Annotated in this window: 16 protein-coding genes and 1 riboswitch; of the genes, 7 read left to right on the top strand and 9 right to left on the bottom strand. The window is 71.9% G+C overall.

Going from position 1 to position 17,093, the window contains the following annotated elements; genetic code table 11:
- The 3 genes from P0084_RS13490 to P0084_RS13500 all read right to left on the bottom strand — a co-directional run.
- Nucleotides 1-642: DsbA family protein (locus P0084_RS13490; protein WP_308917390.1), on the bottom strand; the 642-nt coding region annotated here is incomplete at its 3' end.
- A 39-nt stretch (nt 643-681) separates the two neighbouring features.
- Nucleotides 682-2,577: a glycosyltransferase family 2 protein gene (locus P0084_RS13495; RefSeq protein WP_308917391.1), complete on the bottom strand. Its 1,896-nt coding sequence runs from the start codon at nt 2,575-2,577 to the stop codon at nt 682-684.
- Nucleotides 2,578-2,659: 82 nt separating this feature from the next.
- Nucleotides 2,660-3,622, bottom strand: a complete 963-nt coding sequence (locus P0084_RS13500) for a DNA topoisomerase IB (protein WP_308917392.1) — start codon at nt 3,620-3,622, stop codon at nt 2,660-2,662.
- A gap of 63 nt (nt 3,623-3,685) precedes the next feature.
- On the opposite strand from P0084_RS13500, the gene P0084_RS13505 reads away from it, so the two are divergent.
- The 4 genes from P0084_RS13505 (at nt 3,686) to P0084_RS13520 (ending at nt 8,357) form a co-directional block, all read left to right on the top strand.
- On the top strand, nt 3,686-5,482 hold the full coding sequence (locus P0084_RS13505; RefSeq protein WP_308917393.1) for an adenine deaminase: 1,797 nt from the start codon (nt 3,686-3,688) through the stop codon (nt 5,480-5,482).
- Entirely contained in the window at nt 5,479-6,966 is a 1,488-nt protein-coding gene (locus tag P0084_RS13510) for an AMP nucleosidase (protein WP_308917394.1), read from the top strand. The genes P0084_RS13505 and P0084_RS13510 overlap by 4 nt, the downstream gene beginning before the upstream one ends.
- Nucleotides 6,967-7,084: 118 nt before the next feature.
- Nucleotides 7,085-7,375, top strand: a complete 291-nt coding sequence (locus P0084_RS13515) for an HU family DNA-binding protein (protein ID WP_308917395.1) — start codon at nt 7,085-7,087, stop codon at nt 7,373-7,375.
- Nucleotides 7,376-7,484: 109 nt separating this feature from the next.
- Nucleotides 7,485-8,357 (top strand): DMT family transporter, encoded by an 873-nt coding sequence (locus P0084_RS13520; protein ID WP_308917396.1) that lies wholly within the window; start codon nt 7,485-7,487, stop codon nt 8,355-8,357.
- Here the strand turns inward: P0084_RS13520 and aroC are convergent.
- Nucleotides 8,354-9,457 carry a chorismate synthase gene (aroC, locus tag P0084_RS13525; RefSeq protein WP_308917397.1) on the bottom strand — a complete coding sequence of 368 codons (1,104 nt, stop codon included), beginning with the start codon at nt 9,455-9,457 and terminating at the stop codon, nt 8,354-8,356. The genes P0084_RS13520 and aroC overlap by 4 nt on opposite strands.
- A 46-nt stretch (nt 9,458-9,503) precedes the next feature.
- Nucleotides 9,504-9,604: riboswitch (TPP riboswitch) on the top strand.
- Nucleotides 9,605-9,634: 30 nt separating this feature from the next.
- Here aroC and P0084_RS13530 point away from each other — a divergent pair.
- The 3 genes from P0084_RS13530 to P0084_RS13540 are packed head-to-tail and all read left to right on the top strand — an operon-like array spanning nt 9,635 to nt 12,844.
- Nucleotides 9,635-10,612, top strand: a complete 978-nt coding sequence (locus tag P0084_RS13530; protein ID WP_308917398.1) for a thiamine ABC transporter substrate-binding protein — start codon at nt 9,635-9,637, stop codon at nt 10,610-10,612.
- A 56-nt stretch (nt 10,613-10,668) separates the two neighbouring features.
- The gene (locus P0084_RS13535) at nt 10,669-12,153 is read left to right on the top strand and encodes an ABC transporter permease family protein (protein ID WP_308917399.1); all 1,485 of its coding nucleotides are present in this window, start codon (nt 10,669-10,671) and stop codon (nt 12,151-12,153) included.
- Complete coding sequence (locus P0084_RS13540) at nt 12,137-12,844, top strand: thiamine ABC transporter ATP-binding protein (protein ID WP_308917400.1); 708 nt, start codon at nt 12,137-12,139, stop codon at nt 12,842-12,844. The genes P0084_RS13535 and P0084_RS13540 overlap by 17 nt, the downstream gene beginning before the upstream one ends.
- Before the next feature lie 179 nt (nt 12,845-13,023).
- Here the strand turns inward: P0084_RS13540 and P0084_RS13545 are convergent, their stop codons facing one another.
- The 5 genes from P0084_RS13545 to P0084_RS13565 all read right to left on the bottom strand — a co-directional run bounded on the left by P0084_RS13545 (nt 13,024) and on the right by P0084_RS13565 (nt 17,039).
- Nucleotides 13,024-13,860 (bottom strand): cytochrome c1, encoded by an 837-nt coding sequence (locus P0084_RS13545; protein ID WP_374213657.1) that lies wholly within the window; start codon nt 13,858-13,860, stop codon nt 13,024-13,026.
- An 8-nt stretch (nt 13,861-13,868) separates the two neighbouring features.
- Nucleotides 13,869-15,257, bottom strand: coding sequence for a cytochrome b (locus tag P0084_RS13550; RefSeq protein WP_308917401.1), 1,389 nt, complete (start codon nt 15,255-15,257; stop codon nt 13,869-13,871).
- 11 nt (nt 15,258-15,268) lie between these two features.
- Nucleotides 15,269-15,850 (bottom strand): ubiquinol-cytochrome c reductase iron-sulfur subunit, encoded by a 582-nt coding sequence (gene petA, locus P0084_RS13555; RefSeq protein ID WP_308917402.1) that lies wholly within the window; start codon nt 15,848-15,850, stop codon nt 15,269-15,271.
- A 167-nt stretch (nt 15,851-16,017) separates the two neighbouring features.
- Entirely contained in the window at nt 16,018-16,446 is a 429-nt protein-coding gene (locus P0084_RS13560) for a GNAT family N-acetyltransferase (RefSeq protein ID WP_308917403.1), read from the bottom strand.
- Nucleotides 16,443-17,039, bottom strand: a complete 597-nt coding sequence (locus tag P0084_RS13565) for a glutathione S-transferase family protein (protein WP_308917404.1) — start codon at nt 17,037-17,039, stop codon at nt 16,443-16,445. The genes P0084_RS13560 and P0084_RS13565 overlap by 4 nt, the downstream gene beginning before the upstream one ends.
- Between the last annotated feature and the right edge of the window lie 54 nt (nt 17,040-17,093).

Genomic DNA, 17,093 nt, shown 5'->3' on the forward strand with positions numbered 1-17,093 from the left:
CGCCAGGGCCCGCGTCGCCGCCAGGCGCCGCCCGACCGCGGGACCGTCCATGTCGCGGGCCAGACGGTCCCCGTCCAGTCCCAGGTCGCGGGCCACCTGCGCCAGGTGGGCGGGCGTGGGCCGGAAGGCCGATCCCATCACGCGGCGATGGAACGGCAGGTACGCGCCCTGCAGGGCCGCAGCCAGGGCGGCGCGGGCGGCCAGGACCGACGATTCGCCCAGGAGCGGCAGTTCGTGCCACGTGGCGTCGATGGCGGCGTCGGGCCCCTCCGCCCGGGCGGCCAGCTCCCGCGTCTCCACCCGGCAGACGGCGCAGTTGTAGTCGGTGAAGATCGCCACCGGCACGCGGCCCGGTGCCGGTCCGGGGTCGAAGAGCGCGGCGCAGGGGTCGCGGCGCAGGGCGTCCACCAGGGTCGGGTCCGGGCGCGGGGCGCCATCGTCGGCGATGCCCACGAACGGATCGAACGCGGCCGCCGTCAGGGCCCCGCCCCGCAACCGCCGGAAGCCCGCGGGCGCGTCCATCGGCTCGAACCGCGGCCCCCCGTCCTCGCCCGCGATCCAGTCCGACGCGCCGCGCAGGACGGCATAGCCCCCGCCCACGGCCAGAACGGCGGCCAGGAGGTCGCGGCGGCGCGTGGGCATGGTCGGACCCCTTTCCCCGGGCGCGGCACGGCGCGGGGTTCAGCCCCCGCCCGGCAACGGTTCGACCGGGGTCAGCCGGTCCGCGCCACCGAAGGCGCCGTGCGCGGTCTTGTTCCAATGGAACGGCCGGGTCAGCAAGTCCCAAGCGGCCCGGTACGCGGCCAGGGCCCCCAGAACGTAGTAGAACGGCATGACGACGACCCACAGCCGCAACCGGCGATGCGCGCGGCCGCGGCACCCGGCCGCGTTCAGGCCCATGTCGGTCAGGGTCATCGCGACCAGCCCCGCGCCCAGGGCCCAGCCGCCCCAGGGCGGCAGGCCCGACAGGGCCGGATGGGGCACGCCGAAGGGCACCACGGCCAGCGACCAGGTCAGCGGCAGCAGCAGCGGTCCCAGGATCGCGGTCAGGAACAGCGCGTGGAACCCGATCGTCCGCCGCCACCCCAGATCGGCCAGCAGCGCGCCGGGGCGGGCGGCGTGGACGGCCCAGGTCATGACGTAGCCCTTCGCCCAGCGCGCCCGCTGCGCGATCCAGGGACCGATGGCGGCGTTCGCCTCCTCGCGCGTGGTGGTTTCGATGACCTCCACCCGGTATCCGGCGCGCGCCAGGCGCACGCCGAGGTCGGCGTCCTCCGTCACGTTCCAGGCGTCCCAGGCGCCCACGTCCTCCAACGCGGCGCGGCGGAAGAACAGGGTCGTGCCGCCCAGGGGGATGACGAGGCCCATGCGTTCCAGGCCGGGCAGCAGCGTGCGGAACCAGTTCGCGTACTCGATCGCGAAGCAGCGGGACAGGACGTTGCGGTCGGCGTTGTAGAAGTCCAGCCGCCCCTGCAGGCAGGCCAGGCGGTCGTCGGCCGCGGCGAAGCGTTCGGCCACGCGGCGCAGCTGGTCGGCGTCGGGCGCGTCCTCCGCGTCGTAGATGCCGACGACGTCGCCGCGCGCGAAGTCGAGCGCGTAGTTCATGGCGCGCGGCTTCGTGCGCGGCCGGCCCGGGGGGACGCGGATCACGCGCATGCGGTGCGGCAGGTCGATCGCGTCCAGCGCGGCCAGCGTGCGCGCGTCGCCCGCCTCCAGGATCAGCATGACCTCCAGCAGGGGGCCGGGATAGTCCAGGTCGGACATGCGTTCGACCAGGCGCGGCACGATCGCGGGCTCGTCGTTCAGCGGGACCAGGATGGACATGCGGGGCAGCGCGGCATCCCGCAGCACGGGGCGGGCCGCGCGGCGGGCGCCCACGGCGCGCCGGGCCGCCAGGCGCAGGACGAGGCCCGTCAGGATGCACAGCAGGCCGGCGGCCAGGCCCGCGCGCAGGACGGCCACGGGCCAGGCCCAGGCCGCCAGGGCCACCACCGCCACCGCGACCAGGACGCCCGCCGTCACGCGCCGTCCGTTCCAGCGACGGCAACTGCTGTGGAACGCCACGCGGCGCTGCGCCCTGCGGGCCAGGTCCGGGCCGTAGGTCCGCGCCATGCGCGCTTCCAGTTCGGTGCGCGCGGTCAGCACCAGGCGATGGGGGCCGATGTCGTCGGGCAGGCCCGCGGCCACGGCGTCGATCCGTTCGGGCGTGTCGGTCGCGATCAGGAGGACGCCACCGCCCGTGCGGCGCACCGGTACCGCGCGCAGGCGCAGCGCGACCTCCGCGGGCAGGGCCCCCGCCAGGTCGCCGTCGCCGGGCGGCAGGGGGTGGAGCCATTCGGAGCCCAGCTGCGCGGCCAGCGCGCGGCCCAGGACGTCCTGCGGCAGGCGGCCCGCGTCGCGCAGGACCTCGCCCAGGCGGACGCCGAGGCGTTTCTGCTCGGCCAGGGCGCGGGACAGGACGTGGCGGTCAATGGCGCCCTCGGCCAGCAGCAGGCCGCCCAGGCGCCGGTGGCCCGGTCGCGCGCCCGCCCCGGTACCGCCGTCGGGCCAGGACAGTTCCCGATCGTGTCGAACCACGCCACCCTCCGATTCCGTGACCGGGCGAGGGTTGGTCCGCGGGCCTTAAGGAAGCCTTAACGGGGCGTCGATGGGAGGGGCGTCACCCGATCAGGGCGAGGAGCGCGCGCTCGCCCAGGCGCAGGCCGTCGGGTCCGTCGGGGGCGGCGACGTCGCGCCATTCCTCCGCCAAGGCGATCACGGCGGGGTGGATGTAGCTGCCCCGCGCGATGGCGGGGGTGTTGTGCAGGCGGTCCGCCGCCGCCTCCGCCATGACCTTGATCGTCACGCCCGCGCCGGCCCTCCGCGCCGCGTCCAGGGCGGCCACCGACCCGTTCCAGGTTCGGAACGTCTTGGCGGTCGCCCCCGCCAGGCCGGCCGCATCGCGCAGCCAGTCGTTGACGTGATCGGCCTGCACGGCATGCGCCTCGTCCCCGTCGCGCCAGGTGAAGACGGGCGCGCCCGGCAGATCCGCCAGGGCGTGCAGCGCGCGGGCCAGCGTCCGGTCGGACACCTGCCGCCGCACGCGCTTGCCGCCCTTGGCGCGCACGTCCAGGCGCAGCCGGTCGCGGTCCAGGCGGAGGTTGCGGTTGCGCAGGGTGGTGGCGCCCTCGGTCCCGTTCTCGCGGCGGTAATCCTCCGACCCGACGCGCAGGCTGGTCCGGTCGATCAGGCGCAAGACGGCGGCGATGGCGAAGTCCCGCTCGCCCGCTTCGCCCCCCAGGGCGGCGTGGATGCGGCGGCGGATGCGGGGCAGGGCCTCGCCGAAGGCGGGCAGGGCGTCGTACTTCTTCGCGTCCCGCCAGGCGGACCAGTCGGGGTGGTAGCGGTACTGCTTGCGCGACCGATCGTCCACGCCCGTTGCCTGCAGGTGGCCCCGGCGCTCCGGGCTGATCCAGACGTCGGCATAGGCGGGGGGCACGGCCAGCGCCTCGATCCGGCGGCGTTCCGCGATGTCGTCGATCGTGGTCCCGTCGGGTGCGCGGTACGACCAGCCCCGGCCCGCGCGGCGGCGGGTGATGCCGGGCCTGTCGTCGGCGTAGTAGATCAGGTCGGGCCGCTCCATGCCGCCCAACGACGTGGCGTCCGCGGTGGTTGCACCCTCCCCCGGCCCGTGACACCTTGCGCCATGACGCCCCGAGACCTTCCCGCCTGGGCCGCGTGCGCCGCCGACCTGATCGCCGTCGCGGCGGGCCGCGCCCCCGCCGACACCGTCATCCGCAACGTCCGCCTGGCCAACGTCCACACGCGCGAGGTGCTGGACTGGCAGGTCGCCGTCGCCCGCGGGCGGTTCGCCTATGTCGGGCCGGACGCGTCCCATTGCACGGGCCCGGACACGGAGGTGATCGACGGCGGGGGGGCGATGCTGGTCCCCGGCCTGTGCGACGCGCACATGCACGTGGAATCGGGCATGCTGACCCCGGCGCGGTTCGCCGAGGCCGTGATCCCCCACGGAACGACGGCGATGTTCGCCGACCCGCACGAGATCGCCAACGTCCTGGGCCTGCCCGGCGTGCGGATGATGCACGACGAGGCCCGCGGCCTGCCCTGCAGCCTGTTCACCCAGATGCCGTCCTGCGCCCCGTCCGCCCCGGGGCTGGAAACGACGGGCCACGAGATCGGGCCGGACGACGTGACGGAGGCGATGGGCTGGCCCGGCATCGTGGGCCTGGGCGAGATGATGAACTTCCCCGGCGTGATCGCCGGCGACCCGAAGATGCTGGCCGAGATGGCGGCCACCGCGGGGGCGGGCCGCACGATCGGCGGGCATTACGCCAGCCCCGACCTGGGCCCCCCGTTCCATGCCTATGCCGCCGGCGGGCCCGCCGACGACCACGAGGGCACGGGTGAGGCCGACGCGGTGGCCCGCGTGCGCCAGGGGATGCGCGCGATGATGCGGCTGGGCAGCGCGTGGTACGACGTCGAGTCCCAGATCACCGCCATCACGGAACGCGGCCTCGATCCGCGCAACTTCGTGCTGTGCACCGACGACTGCATGGCGGGCACCTTGGTGGAGGACGGGCACATGGACCGGGTCCTCCGGCACGCGGTCGCCTGCGGCTGCGACCCGATGGTCGCGCTGCAGATGTGCACGATCAACACCGCCACCCATTTCGGGCTGGAGCGGGAGCTGGGCTCGATCGCGCCCGGGCGGCGCGCGGACTGCGTGCTGACGCCGTCGATCGAGGCGTTCGAGGCCCTGCGCGTCGTGGCCCTGGGCCGGACGGTCGCGCGGGACGGGGCGATGACGGTGGATTGCCCACGGCTGGACTGGCCCGACGCGGCGCGGGGCAGCATCCGGATGGCGCGCGACCTGCGGGCGGCGGACTTCGCGGTGCCCGCCCCCGCGGGCGCGAGCCACGTCACGGCCCGCGTCATCGGCGTGATCGAGAACCAGGCCCCGACGAAGGCGCTGCGCCGCACCCTGCCGGTCGCGGACGGCCGTGTCGGAATCGAGGGCGACACCTGCCGCATCGCCCTGGTGGAGCGTCACCGCGCGACCGGCGGCGTCGTCAACGGCTTCGTCGCGGGCTTCGGGTATCGCGGGCGGGTCGCGATGGCCTCCACCGTGGCGCATGACAGCCACCACATGATCGTGGTGGGCACCGACGGGGACGCCATGGCGCGGGCGGCCAACCACCTGCGCGCGATCGGGGGCGGCGTGACCTTCTGGGCGGACGGGGCGGAGGTGGCGACCGTGCCTCTGCCGATCGCGGGCCTGATGTCGGACGCCCCCCCGGCGGAGGTCGCGGCCCGCGCGGGCGACCTGATGCGGGCCATGCGCGACGCGGGCTGCACGCTGAACAACGCCTACATGCAGCACTCGCTCCTGGCCCTGGTGGTGATCCCCGAACTGCGGATCGGCGACAGGGGGCTGGTGGACGTGACGCGCTTCGAACTGACGGACCTTCTGATACCCTCATGAACGCCACCCCCACCCCCGTCCGCACCCCGGATCCCGTCACGCCCGCGCCGCACGGCGACGGCGCGTCCGCCGTGGCGGACCTGCAGCGGCTGTACGCCATCGCCACCGACTTCCTGCGGGAACGGTTCCAGGCGGCCATCGCGGACGGCGGCACGCCGGACGTCCGGTTCCGCGCCTTCTATCCGGAGCTGCGCATCGCCCCCACCAGCTTCGGGCGCAACGACAGCCGCCTGTCCTTCGGCCACGTGCCCGAGCCCGGGCGCTATGCCGCGACGATCACGCGGCCCGACCTGTTCCGGGACTACCTGACGCAGCAGATCGACCTGCTGATCCGCAGCCACGACGTGCCCGTCACGGTGGGCTGGTCGACAACGCCGATGCCCATACACTTCGCGGTCCTGAACGATACGGACCTGACCGTGCCGCAGGACGGCGTACTGCCCTTCCTGATGCGCGACGTGTTCGACGTGCCCGACCTGGCATCGACCAACGACGACATCGTCAACGGCACCGGGTTCACCTTCGACGACGGCGCGCGCCCCCTGGCGCCGTTCACGGCGCAGCGGGTGGATTATTCGCTGGCGCGGCTGGCGCACTATACCGCGACGGACCCGTCGCACTTCCAGAACCACGTGCTGTTCACCAACTACCAGTTCTACGTGGACGAGTTCGTGGCCTATGGGCGGCAGGCCCTGGCCGACCCGGATTCGGGGTACGACGCGCTGATCGGTCCCTTGAACCAGACCGTGACGCCGGAGGATCCCGACGCCCCCATCGTCGAACCCGCGAAGCTGCCGCAGATGCCGACCTATCACCTGACACGGCCGGGCAACGGGGGGATCACGCTGGTCAACATCGGGGTGGGCCCCAGCAACGCGAAGACCGCGACCGACCACATCGCGGTCCTGCGCCCCCATGCCTGGCTGATGGTCGGGCACTGCGCGGGGCTGCGCAACAGCCAGTCGCTGGGCGACTTCGTGCTGGCCCACGCCTATCTGCGCGAGGACCACGTGCTGGACGACGACCTGCCGGTCTGGGTCCCCATCCCCGCCCTGGCGGAGGTCCAGACCTCGTTGGAGCGCGCAGTGGCCGAGGTCACGGAACTGGACGGGTTCGAGCTGAAGCGCATCATGCGCACCGGCACCGTCGCCACGATCGACAACCGCAACTGGGAATTGCGGGAGCATACGGGCCCCGTTCAGCGCCTGTCGCAGTCCCGCGCCGTGGCGCTCGACATGGAATCGGCGACCATCGCCGCGAACGGCTTTCGGTTCCGCGTGCCCTACGGCACGCTGCTCTGCGTCAGCGACAAGCCGCTGCACGGCGAGCTGAAGCTGCCCGGCATGGCGTCGGAATTCTATCGCACCCAGGTCGCGCGCCACCTGCTGATCGGCGTCCGCGCCATGGAGGCCCTGCGGGAGATGCCGTTGGAGCGGTTGCACAGCCGCAAGTTGCGTTCCTTCGAGGAGACGGCCTTCCTGTAGGGGAAAACACCCCCTTCTGCCTTCGATTCGGGCACGGAGGGTGTTGTTTTGTTGGAAACCGTCGGGTTAGCATCCGTCGAATCCCGCGAAAGCACTCGCGGCATCACGGAGGGGCCAGATGGCGCAGAAACCGATGACCAAGACGCAGCTGATCGCCGCGATCGCCGAGAAGATGGATGCGGACAAGAAGACCGCAACCGCCGCGCTGGACGCGATCACCGACGTCATCACCGAGGAGGTGTCGAACGGCGGCGCGGTGACCCTGCCCAACATCGGCAAGATCATGTGCCGCGAGCGGCCGGAGCGGATGGTGCGCAACCCCGCCACGGGCGAGCAGCTGAAGAAGGACGCCGACAAGGTGGTCAAGATGACCATCGCCAAGGCCCTGAAGGAAAGCGTCAACGAATAACCGGGGATCGGGGCGACCCGATACCGGATGCCGCGGGCTCGATCGCGGCACGTTCGAGGGGGTCGTCCATAAGGGGCGGCCCCCTTCTCCATCGAGGATGGCCCCCGCCATGGATCTCCGCGCCGTCCTGATGGGCCTCGCCTTCGCGCTGATGTGGTCGTCGGCCTTCACGTCGGCGCGGATCATCGTGGCGGAGGCGCCGCCCATCCTGTCGCTGGCCCTGCGCTTCGCCCTGTCGGGCGCGCTCGGGGTGGGACTGGCCGTCCTGCTGGGGCAGTCGCTGCGCCTGACGGGGTCGCAATGGCGCGCGGTGATCGTGTTCGGCCTGTGTCAGAACGCCCTGTACCTGGGGCTGAACTTCGTGGCGATGCAGTCGGTCCAGGCCAGCGTCGCGTCGATCATCGCGTCGGCCCTGCCGCTGCTGGTGGCCCTGGCGAACCGCGGCCTGTTCGGCCTGCGCATCCGCCCCCTGGGCGTCGCGGGACTGATCGCGGGCAGCGTCGGCGTCCTTCTGATCATGGGCAGCCGCCTGGGCGCGGGCACCGACCCCACGGGCATCGCGCTGTGCGTCCTGGGCGTCGTCGCGCTGACGGTCGCCACCCTGTCCATGCGCGGCACCGGCACGGGGTCGAACCTGTGGGCCGTGGTGGGGCTGCAGATGCTGGTGGGCGCGGCCGCGCTGCTGCCCGTGGGCCTGGCGGTGGAGACGTGGGACGTCACCTGGTCGCCCCGCCTGGTCGCGGCCCTGGCCTATACGACGCTGGTGCCGGGGTTGCTGGCCACGTGGGTCTGGTTCGCCCTGGTCGGCCGCATCGGCGCGACCCCGGCGGCCACGTTCCACTTCCTGAACCCCTTCTTCGGCGTCCTCGTGGCCTGGGCGCTGCTGGGCGAACGCCTGGGCGCCGTGGACCTGCTGGGCGTCGCGGTCATCGGTGCGGGGATCCTGGCCGTGCAGGTGTCGAAGGTGCGGGGCGCGTTCTAGCCGATCGCGCCCCGCGCGCCGCCCGTCTGGCCCCGGTCCAACAGCAGGTGGTCCAGGATCACGCAGGCCATCATCGCTTCGGCCACGGGCACGGCGCGGATGCCCACGCAGGGGTCGTGGCGGCCCTTCGTCACCAGGGTCGCGTCCTGCCCGTCCTTCGTGATCGTGCGGCGTTCCGACAGGATCGAGCTGGTGGGCTTCACCGCGAAGCGCACCACGACGTCCTGCCCCGTGCTGATGCCGCCAAGGATCCCACCCGCATGGTTCGACGAATAGACGGGGCCGTCCGGGCCCATCGCGATCTCGTCGGCGTTGTCGCGCCCCGTCAGCCGCGCGGCGGCCATGCCCTCGCCCACCTCCACGCCCTTGACCGCGTTGATCGACATCATGGCCGCGGCCAGGTCGGTGTCGAGCTTCGCATAGATGGGGGCGCCCAGGCCCGGAGGCACGCCGCGCGCCGTGCATTCCACGACCGCACCGACGGAGTTGTGGTCGTCCTTCCTGAGCCAGTCCAGGTGGTCCGCGAACCGTTCGGCCGCGACCGGGTCGGGGCACCAGAAGTCGTTGCGCCCGATCTCGTCCCAGTCGAACCGGGCGCGGTCGATGTCGAGCGGGCCCATCGCCGTCATGTACCCGGTGATCGTCAGGTCCGGTGCCAAAGCGGTAAGGGCTGCCCGCGCCACGCCGCCCGCCGCCACCCGCGCCGCGGTTTCCCGGGCGCTGGACCGGCCGCCGCCGCGATGGTCGCGGATGCCGTATTTCCGCCAGTACGTGATGTCGGCATGGCCCGGACGGAACTTCTGCGCGATGTCGCCGTAATCCTTGGACCGCTGGTCGGTGTTTCGGATCAGCAGCTGGATCGGCGTGCCGGTGCTGCGGCCTTCGAACGTGCCCGACAGGATCTCGACCGCGTCGGGTTCCCGGCGCTGGGTCGTGTGCTTGGATTGCCCCGGCCTGCGCTTGTCCAGCCAGCGCTGGATCGCGGCCGCGTCCACGGGCACGCCGGGGGGGCAGCCGTCCACCGTGGCGCCCAGGGCCGGGCCGTGGGATTCGCCCCAGGTGGTGACGCGGAACAGGTGGCCGAACGTGTTCATGGACATGGCCGGCGGCATAGCCTTGCCCCCCGCCCCCGGCAAGGCTAGGTCCGATGTCACCTCGGGGGGCCTGGCGACAGGCTGAGATGCGAAAGCGGACCCGTCGAACCTGAACCGGTTAGCACCGGCGGAGGGAAGGTGAACCATCACCCCGCCCCCGCCCGTCGCAATGGGAGCCTTGTGATGAAGACCACCTCGATCACCATCGCCGCGGGACTGATCGCCACGGGCCCCGCCTGGGCCGAGCCGTTGACGGTCTATGCCCCCGACTACTTCGCGTCCGAATGGGGTCCGGGCCCGGCCATCGAGGCCGCCTTCGAGGCACAGTGCGGCTGCGAGATGGAATACGTCACCGGCGACGTCCTGCCCCGCCTGCGGCTGGAAGGGGCGCGCACGAACGCGGACGTGGTGATCGGGCTGAACACCGACACGGCCCAGCCCGCACGGGACACGGGGCTCTTCGCGCCGCACGGGGTGGACACGACGGACCTGTCCCTGCCGATGGCGTGGACCGACGACACATTCCTGCCGTTCAACTGGTCGCACACGGCGTTCGTCTACGACGCGACGCGCCTGGCGGACCCGCCGGCCAGCTTCGACGCGCTGCGCCGCGCCCCGGACGACCTGACGCTGGTGGTGCAGGACCCGCGCAGCAGCGTCAGCGGACTGGCCCTGGCCCTGTGGATCGACGCGATCTACGGCGACGCCGCGGAGGAGGTCTGGGCCGACCTGGCCGACAACATCGTGACCGTGACCGCCGGCTGGTCCGAATCCTATGGCATGTTCACCGAGGGCGAGGTCGACATGGTCCTGTCCTACACGACCAGTCCCGCCTATCACATCGTGGCCGAAGGCGACGACACAAAGCGGGCGGCGATCTTCCCGGAAGGCCATTACGTGATGGTCGAGACGGCGGCACAGCTGGCGGGCACGGACCAGCCGGACCTTGCGCAGGCGTTCATGGACTTCGTGCTGACGCCGGCGTTCCAGTCGATCGTGCCGGAGGGCAACTGGTCCTTTCCCGCGCGCCGGGCGGGCGACCTGCCGGACGGATTCGACGCGCTGGCCCTGCCGGACAAGGCCATCGCCTACTCCCCGGAGGAGGCGGACGCGAAGCGCCGGGCCGTCGTGGCCGCGTTCGAGGCCGGGATGCGCCGCTGACCCGCTCCGCCGGCCCGGGTCCCGGGATCCGCATCGGAGTCGCTGCCGCCGCCCTGGTGGCGGTCTTGCTGCTGGCGCCGCTGATCGCCACCCTGACGCGGGCGGAGGGGTGGACGGGATTGCGGCCATCGGACGGATCGGCCCTGTGGTTCACGCTGTGGCAGGCGGCCGTGTCGGCGGCGCTGTCGGTCCTGCTGGCCATCCCGGTCGCGCGTGCGCTGGCGCGGCGGCGGTTCCCGGGGCGGGGTGCGGTGGTCCTGGTCCTGGGGGCGCCGTTCATCCTGCCCACCATCGTGGCCGTGCTAGGGCTGGTGGCGGTGTTCGGACGGTCCGGCCTGGTCGCGGACCTGACCGGTTGGTCGCCGCCGCTCTACGGTCCACAAGGGGTGATCCTGGCGCATGTGTTCTTCAACATGCCGCTGGCCGTCCGATTGATCGTGCAGGGCTGGGCCACCGTGCCGGGGGAGCGTCTGCGTCTCGCGGCCTCGTTGGGGTTCGGTCCGGGCGATACGTTCCGCGTGCTGGAATGGCCGATGCTGCGGGCGGTGGTCCCCGGCGTGTTCCTGGTCGTGTTCCTGATCTGCACGACCTCCTTCGCGATCGCGCTGGCCCTGGGTGGGGGACCGCGGGCCACGACGGTGGAATTGGCGATATACGCGGCGTTCCGGTTCGACTTCGACCTGGGCCGCGCGGCGGCGCTTGCGGGGATGCAACTGGCCATCGGCGTCGTCGCGGCCACGGCCACGCTGCGGTTGTCGCTGCCGTCGGGGTTCGGGGCGGGGCTGGACCGGCCGGTGCGGCGGTGGGATTCGCAGGGCGCGATCCTGCGCCTGCAGGACGTGGCCTGCATCGCGGCCGCCTGCCTGTTCCTGCTGACGCCCCTGACGATGGTCCTGGCGGGCGGCGCGACCCATCTGCCCGATATCGAGGCATCGGTCTGGCGGGCCGCGCTTCGGTCGCTGGTCATCGCCGTGGGTGCGGCACTGGCGACGGCGGCGGTGGCCTTCCCGATGGCCCTGGCCGTGGCGTCCGGGCGTCGCTGGGTGGACGTGGTGGCGGTGCTGACGATCACGGCGTCGCCCCTGGTGCTGGGGATCGGGACCTACGTGCTGCTGCTTCCGGTGACGAACCCCTTGGTTTGGGCGCTGCCCGTCACGGCGGCGGTGAACGTGCTGCTGGCCCTGCCCTTCGCGATGCGCGCCCTGGTGCCCGCCCTGCGCGACCTGACCGCGGATTACGGACGGCTGTCGGCCTCGCTGGGGCTGACGGGCGCGGCGTGGCTGCGCGTGGTCGCCCTGCCCCGCCTGCGGGGGCCGCTGGGCTATGCGATGGGGTTGACCGCGGCGCTGTCGGCCGGGGACCTGGGCGTCATCGCCCTGTTCGCCCGGCCGGAGGACGCGACTCTGCCGTTGAAGCTGTACCAGTTGATGGGGGCCTATCGCATGGCGGACGCGCAGGCCGCGGGCGTCCTGCTGGTCGTCATTGCGCTGGGGCTGTTCTGGGCGTTCGAACGGGCGGGGCGCGATGCTGACGCTGGCTGACGTGACCGTGCGGCTGGGGGGGTTCACCCTGCGCGCCGATCTCGACGTGCCGCCGGGCGGCATCACCGCGGTGATCGGGCCCAGCGGATCGGGGAAGTCCACGGTCCTGAACGCGATCGCGGGCTTCGTGGCCCTGTCCGCGGGACGGGTGTCCATCGCGGGGCGGGACGTCACCGATGCGGCGCCCGGCGCGCGGCCCGTGTCGATCATCTTCCAGGACCAGAACCTGTTCCCCCACCTGACGGTCGCGCGCAACGTGGGTCTGGGCCTGCGGACGCGCGGTCGCCCGACGCCGGAGGAACGCGACTCGGTGGACGCGGTCCTGGCGCGGGTCGGCCTGGAGGGCACCGGCGATCGCCGCCCCGCCGACCTGTCGGGCGGTCAGCAGAGCCGTGCCGCCCTGGCCCGTGCCCTGCTACGCCGCCGTCCCTGGCTGCTGCTGGACGAGGCGTTCGGGGCGCTGGGACCCGCCCTGCGGCACGAGATGCTCGACCTGCTGTCCGAAACGGCGGCGGAGGCCGGTTTGTCGGCCTTGATGGTGACGCACGATCCGAACGACGTCCGCCGCGCGGCCGGGCGGACCATCCTCGTGGCCGATGGGGTGGCCCACCCGCCCGTGCGGACGGAAGCCCTGTTCGCCGACCCGCCGGAGGCGCTGAAAGCCTATCTGGGACCACGCGCGGGGACCTGACGAGCACTGCCCTCCGCGATCCGGGCGATCGGGGATCGCGTGGGGATGCCGACCGGATGGTCGCATGTCCGGGGACGGGGACGTGCGCCATGGTGATCTCGCCGGGGACATCCCGGACCCCGAACGGAAAAGGGCGCCCCGCGGGGACGCCCTTCGCCTGTCTCACCGATGGGGGACCGTCACTCGGCCGGCCCCTTCACCGGCTTGACGTTCGTCCCGTACCGCTGATGGCCCTTCACCCCGGCCCACAGGCGCTTGTTCGTGAAGTACAGCAGCACCGCCAGGATGCCGAGCATCAGCACCGCGACCAGGCCCATCTGCTTGCGGTTCGCCAGCTTCGGCTCGGCGGTCCACATCAGGAAGGCCGCGACGTCCTGGGCCGTCGACTCGATGTCCGTGGGCGCCCCGTCGTCGAACACGACGTCGTCGCCATACAGCACCGGCGCCATGCTGATCCAGCCGCCGGGGAAGGCCGTGTTCTCGTAAAGGACGGTGCCCGCCACCTCCTGCTCCTCGCCGGTATAGCCGGCCAGCAGCGACGCGATGTACTCGGGACCGCCCATCCCGTTGATCAGCTGGCTGATCCCGGTGCTGTACGGTCCATGGAACCCTGCCCGGGCCTTCGCCATCAACGACAGGTCGGGGGCGCCGACGCTGTTGTTCGCCGGGAACTTGTCGTTCAGCGCCGCCTCGCGGAAGTCGCCCATTCCGTCGTTCAGGGTGGTGTCGAACACCTCGAACTGCTCGGTATAGGCCTGGGCCTGCGCTTCGGTGAAGCCGACGCCGCCCGGATCGGTCAGGTTCCGGAACGCCACGTACCGGATGCCGTGGCAGGCGGAGCAGACCTCCGTATAGACCTTCAGGCCCCGCTGCAACTGGTTCTGATCGTACGTCCCGAACACGCCCTCGAACGGGAAGTCGTAGTCGGTGACGTAGCCCGCGGCACCCGCGGCGAACGCCGCGGGGGTGGACAGGGCCAGGATGGTCGCGGCCCGTCGTAGGGTCTTCATCATCATGGCGGACCTCATTCGGCAGGCGTGGTGGCGCCGCGCTCGCCCGGCAGGCGCATGCCCGTGCCGGAGGAACCGTCGTCGCCGGGACCGTAATGCGCCGCGAAGTCAGCCTCGATCGTCGCCGGACGGGCCAGCGGCTTCTCGATGACGCCCAGCAGCGGCAGGATCACCAGGAAGTAGGCGAACCAATAGGTCGTGAAGATCAGCGACCAGGTGCCCGCCTCGACCCCAAGGATGGTGGCGTCCGCAGCCATCGCGCCGAACCACATCAGCATGAAGAACGTGAACACCAGACCCCAGAACCACCACTTGAACATGGGGCGGTAGCGGCCCGACCGGACGGACGAGGTGTCCAGCCAGGGCGCCAGCGCCATGACGGCGATGGCCGCGAACATCGCGACGACGCCGAAGAAGGCCGCGTCGATGATGCCGCCCGACACCCAGTTCAGCGCGATGACCAGCCAGACGTCCGACGTGAAGGCCCGCAGGATCGCGTAGAACGGCAGGAAGTACCATTCGGGGACGATGTGGGCCGGCGTCGCCAGGGGGTTCGCCTCGATGTAGTTGTCGGGGTGGCCCAGGTAGTTGGGCATGAAGCCGACGATGGCGAAGAACACCAAGAGGATGATCGCCAGGGCGAACAGGTCCTTGATGACGAAGTAGGGCCAGAACGGCAGCGTGTCGCGCTGCGCCTCCTCCTTCGACGTGCGCCGCACCTCCACGCCCGTCGGGTTGTTGTTGCCCGTGGAATGGAACGACCAGATCTTCACGATCGACAGGCCGAGGATCATGAACGGCATCAGGTAGTGCAGGCTGAAGAAGCGGTTCAGCGTGGCGTTGTCCACCGCCGGTCCGCCCAGCAGCCAGGTCTGGATCGGCTCGCCGACGAAGGGGATCGCGCCGAACAGGCCGGTGATCACCGTGGCGCCCCAGAAGGACATCTGACCCCAGGGCAGCACGTAGCCCATGAAGGCGGTGCCCATCATCAGCAGGTAGATCAGGATGCCCAGGATCCACGTGATCTCGCGCGGGGCCTTGTAGGACCCGTAGTAGAGGTTGCGGAAGATGTGGGCATAGACGGCCACGAAGAACAGCGACGCGCCGTTCTGGTGGATGTAGCGCATGGCCCAGCCGCCGTTCACGTCGCGCATGATGTGCTCGACGCTCGCGAAGGCGTTGTCGACATGCGGGGTGTAGTGCATCGCCAGGATGATGCCCGTCACGATCTGCAGGACCAGCGTGAAGGTCAGGATGATGCCCCAGATCCACATCCAGTTCAGGTTCTTGGGCGTGGGGATCATCAGGGTGTCGTAGAGCAGGCCGATCACGGGGATGCGGCGCTCGACCCACTTCTCGGCCGTCGTCTTCGGCTCGTAGTGGTCGTGGGGAATTCCGGCCATCGTCGTCCTCCTCAGCCTAGCAGGATCGTGGTGGGGTCAGTGAACTGCGCGGGGGGGACCGGCAGGTTGCGGGGGGCGGGGCCGCGGCGGATGCGCCCCGACGTGTCGTAGTGCGAGCCGTGGCAGGGACAGAACCAGCCGCCGAAATCGCCCGCGCCGTCGCCCAGGGGCACGCAGCCCAGATGGGTGCACACGCCCATCATCACCAGCCACTCGCCCGAGTTCTCGCCCTCGAAGTTGGCCAGCGACCGGTTGCCGTCGTCGGCGGCGATGTTCGCGTCCAGGTTCTCGTTGTTGGCCAGCGGATCGGGCAGCGAGGACACGTCGACGTCCTGCGCGGCGGCGATCTCCTCCTCCGTGCGGCGGCGCAGGAACACGGGCTTGCCCAGCCACATGGCGGTGATCTGCGTCCCCGGCTCCAACCCGGAAACGTCGACCGGGACGGAGGCCAGCGCCAGCACGTCGGCGGACGGGTTCATCTGGTTGACGAGGGGCCAGACCGCCGCGCCCGCCACCACCACGCCCGCGCCGGCGGTCGCGTAGTAAAGGAAATCGCGGCGGGTGGCCGAGGAATGGTCGTCTGCGTGCGACACGGCAATTCTCTCCCGAGCTTCCGATGCGAATGGCCCATGCACGGAATGGTTCCGCCCACGGGATTCGCGTGGCTATAGCGCGCCGGACCGCCGGGGCGCCAGCGGACAATACGGCGCAGCCCTGGGGGACCTAGCGCGACCGTCCCGCCGCGGCAAATCGCCCGCCGTCACGCCAGCGCGGCCCACATGTCCCGGTGCGGGATCCCCGCGTCATCGTAGGCCGGTCCTTCCGCGACGAAGCCCAGCCCCTCGTACCATGGGATCACCGCCTCCTGCGCCGACAGGTACGCCCGCCGCGCCCCCTCCGCCCGGCCGCGCGCCATGGCCTCCGCCATCAGCCGTCGGGCGTGGCCCCGGCCCCGGTGATCGGCCAGCGTGGCGACGCGCCCGACCTTCAGCACGCCGTCCCGCACCCGGCTGCGCAGGGTCGCGGCGGGCCTGCCACCCTCCGACAGAACCCAGTGCAGATAACCGTCGTCGGTCCCGTCCAGCTCCAACGCCTCCGGGACACTCTGCTCCTCGATGAAGACGGCCCGCCGGATCGCCTCGGCCGCCGGGGGCAGGACGTCGAACACCTCGACCACCGGGTCCGTCATGCCGGACGGGTCTCCGCCATCGCGTCGCGCATCGCGAACGCCGCCTCCCAAGCGGCCAGGGCGGGCCGCGCGCCGCGCCAGTCGCGGTCGCCCAGGCGGAAGTCCAGATAGCCCAGGGCGCAGCCCACCGCGATGGACGCGATCGACGTCCGGCCCTGGAGGATCGGCATGGCCCGCGCGTCCCAGGAGTCGAGCGTCCGCTCCACCCGGCCCCATTGCGCGTCGAGCCAGGGCTCGAACACCATGTCGTCGGGCCGCAGCCGACGCTCGTACACCATCAGCAGCGCGGCCTCCATCACCGCGTCGGCCCCGGCCTCCAGGGTCAGCACGTCCCAGCCGCCGGGCGGGTACAGCCCGCCCTTCGCCCGGTCGTCGAGGAACCGGCAGATCACGCGGCTGTCGAACAGGGCGGGCGCGTCGTCGCGGATCAGGACGGGGATCTTGCCCACCGGGTTGGCCGCGCGGAGCGTGTCGTCCGACCCCGCGGGCGAGGCGTGGACCCCGCGCACCGTCACGTCCGTCTGCGCCGTCTCGATCAGGACGACGCGGCACTTGCGCGCGAAGGGCGAGGCGGGAGAGGACAGAAGGTGCATGGCGGACGCTCCGGGGGCGGTGACGGGACTCCGCCCGGACCCTGGACCGGACGG

The sequence above is a fragment of the Jannaschia maritima genome, assembly GCF_030973515.1.
GTDB classification, from domain to species: Bacteria; Pseudomonadota; Alphaproteobacteria; order Rhodobacterales; family Rhodobacteraceae; genus Jannaschia; species Jannaschia maritima.

Coding starts and splice junctions, on each gene's coding strand:
- P0084_RS13560 (WP_308917403.1), bottom strand. CDS start 16,446: ATGACGGACCCGGTGGTCGAGGTGTTCGACGTCCTGCCCCCGGCGGCC.
- P0084_RS13500 (WP_308917392.1), bottom strand. CDS start 3,622: ATGGAGCGGCCCGACCTGATCTACTACGCCGACGACAGGCCCGGCATC.
- P0084_RS13565 (WP_308917404.1), bottom strand. CDS start 17,039: ATGCACCTTCTGTCCTCTCCCGCCTCGCCCTTCGCGCGCAAGTGCCGC.
- P0084_RS13540 (WP_308917400.1), top strand. CDS start 12,137: ATGCTGACGCTGGCTGACGTGACCGTGCGGCTGGGGGGGTTCACCCTG.
- P0084_RS13545 (WP_374213657.1), bottom strand. CDS start 13,860: ATGATGATGAAGACCCTACGACGGGCCGCGACCATCCTGGCCCTGTCC.
- P0084_RS13550 (WP_308917401.1), bottom strand. CDS start 15,257: ATGGCCGGAATTCCCCACGACCACTACGAGCCGAAGACGACGGCCGAG.
- P0084_RS13510 (WP_308917394.1), top strand. CDS start 5,479: ATGAACGCCACCCCCACCCCCGTCCGCACCCCGGATCCCGTCACGCCC.
- aroC (WP_308917397.1), bottom strand. CDS start 9,457: ATGTCCATGAACACGTTCGGCCACCTGTTCCGCGTCACCACCTGGGGC.
- P0084_RS13515 (WP_308917395.1), top strand. CDS start 7,085: ATGGCGCAGAAACCGATGACCAAGACGCAGCTGATCGCCGCGATCGCC.
- P0084_RS13530 (WP_308917398.1), top strand. CDS start 9,635: ATGAAGACCACCTCGATCACCATCGCCGCGGGACTGATCGCCACGGGC.
- P0084_RS13520 (WP_308917396.1), top strand. CDS start 7,485: ATGGATCTCCGCGCCGTCCTGATGGGCCTCGCCTTCGCGCTGATGTGG.
- P0084_RS13505 (WP_308917393.1), top strand. CDS start 3,686: ATGACGCCCCGAGACCTTCCCGCCTGGGCCGCGTGCGCCGCCGACCTG.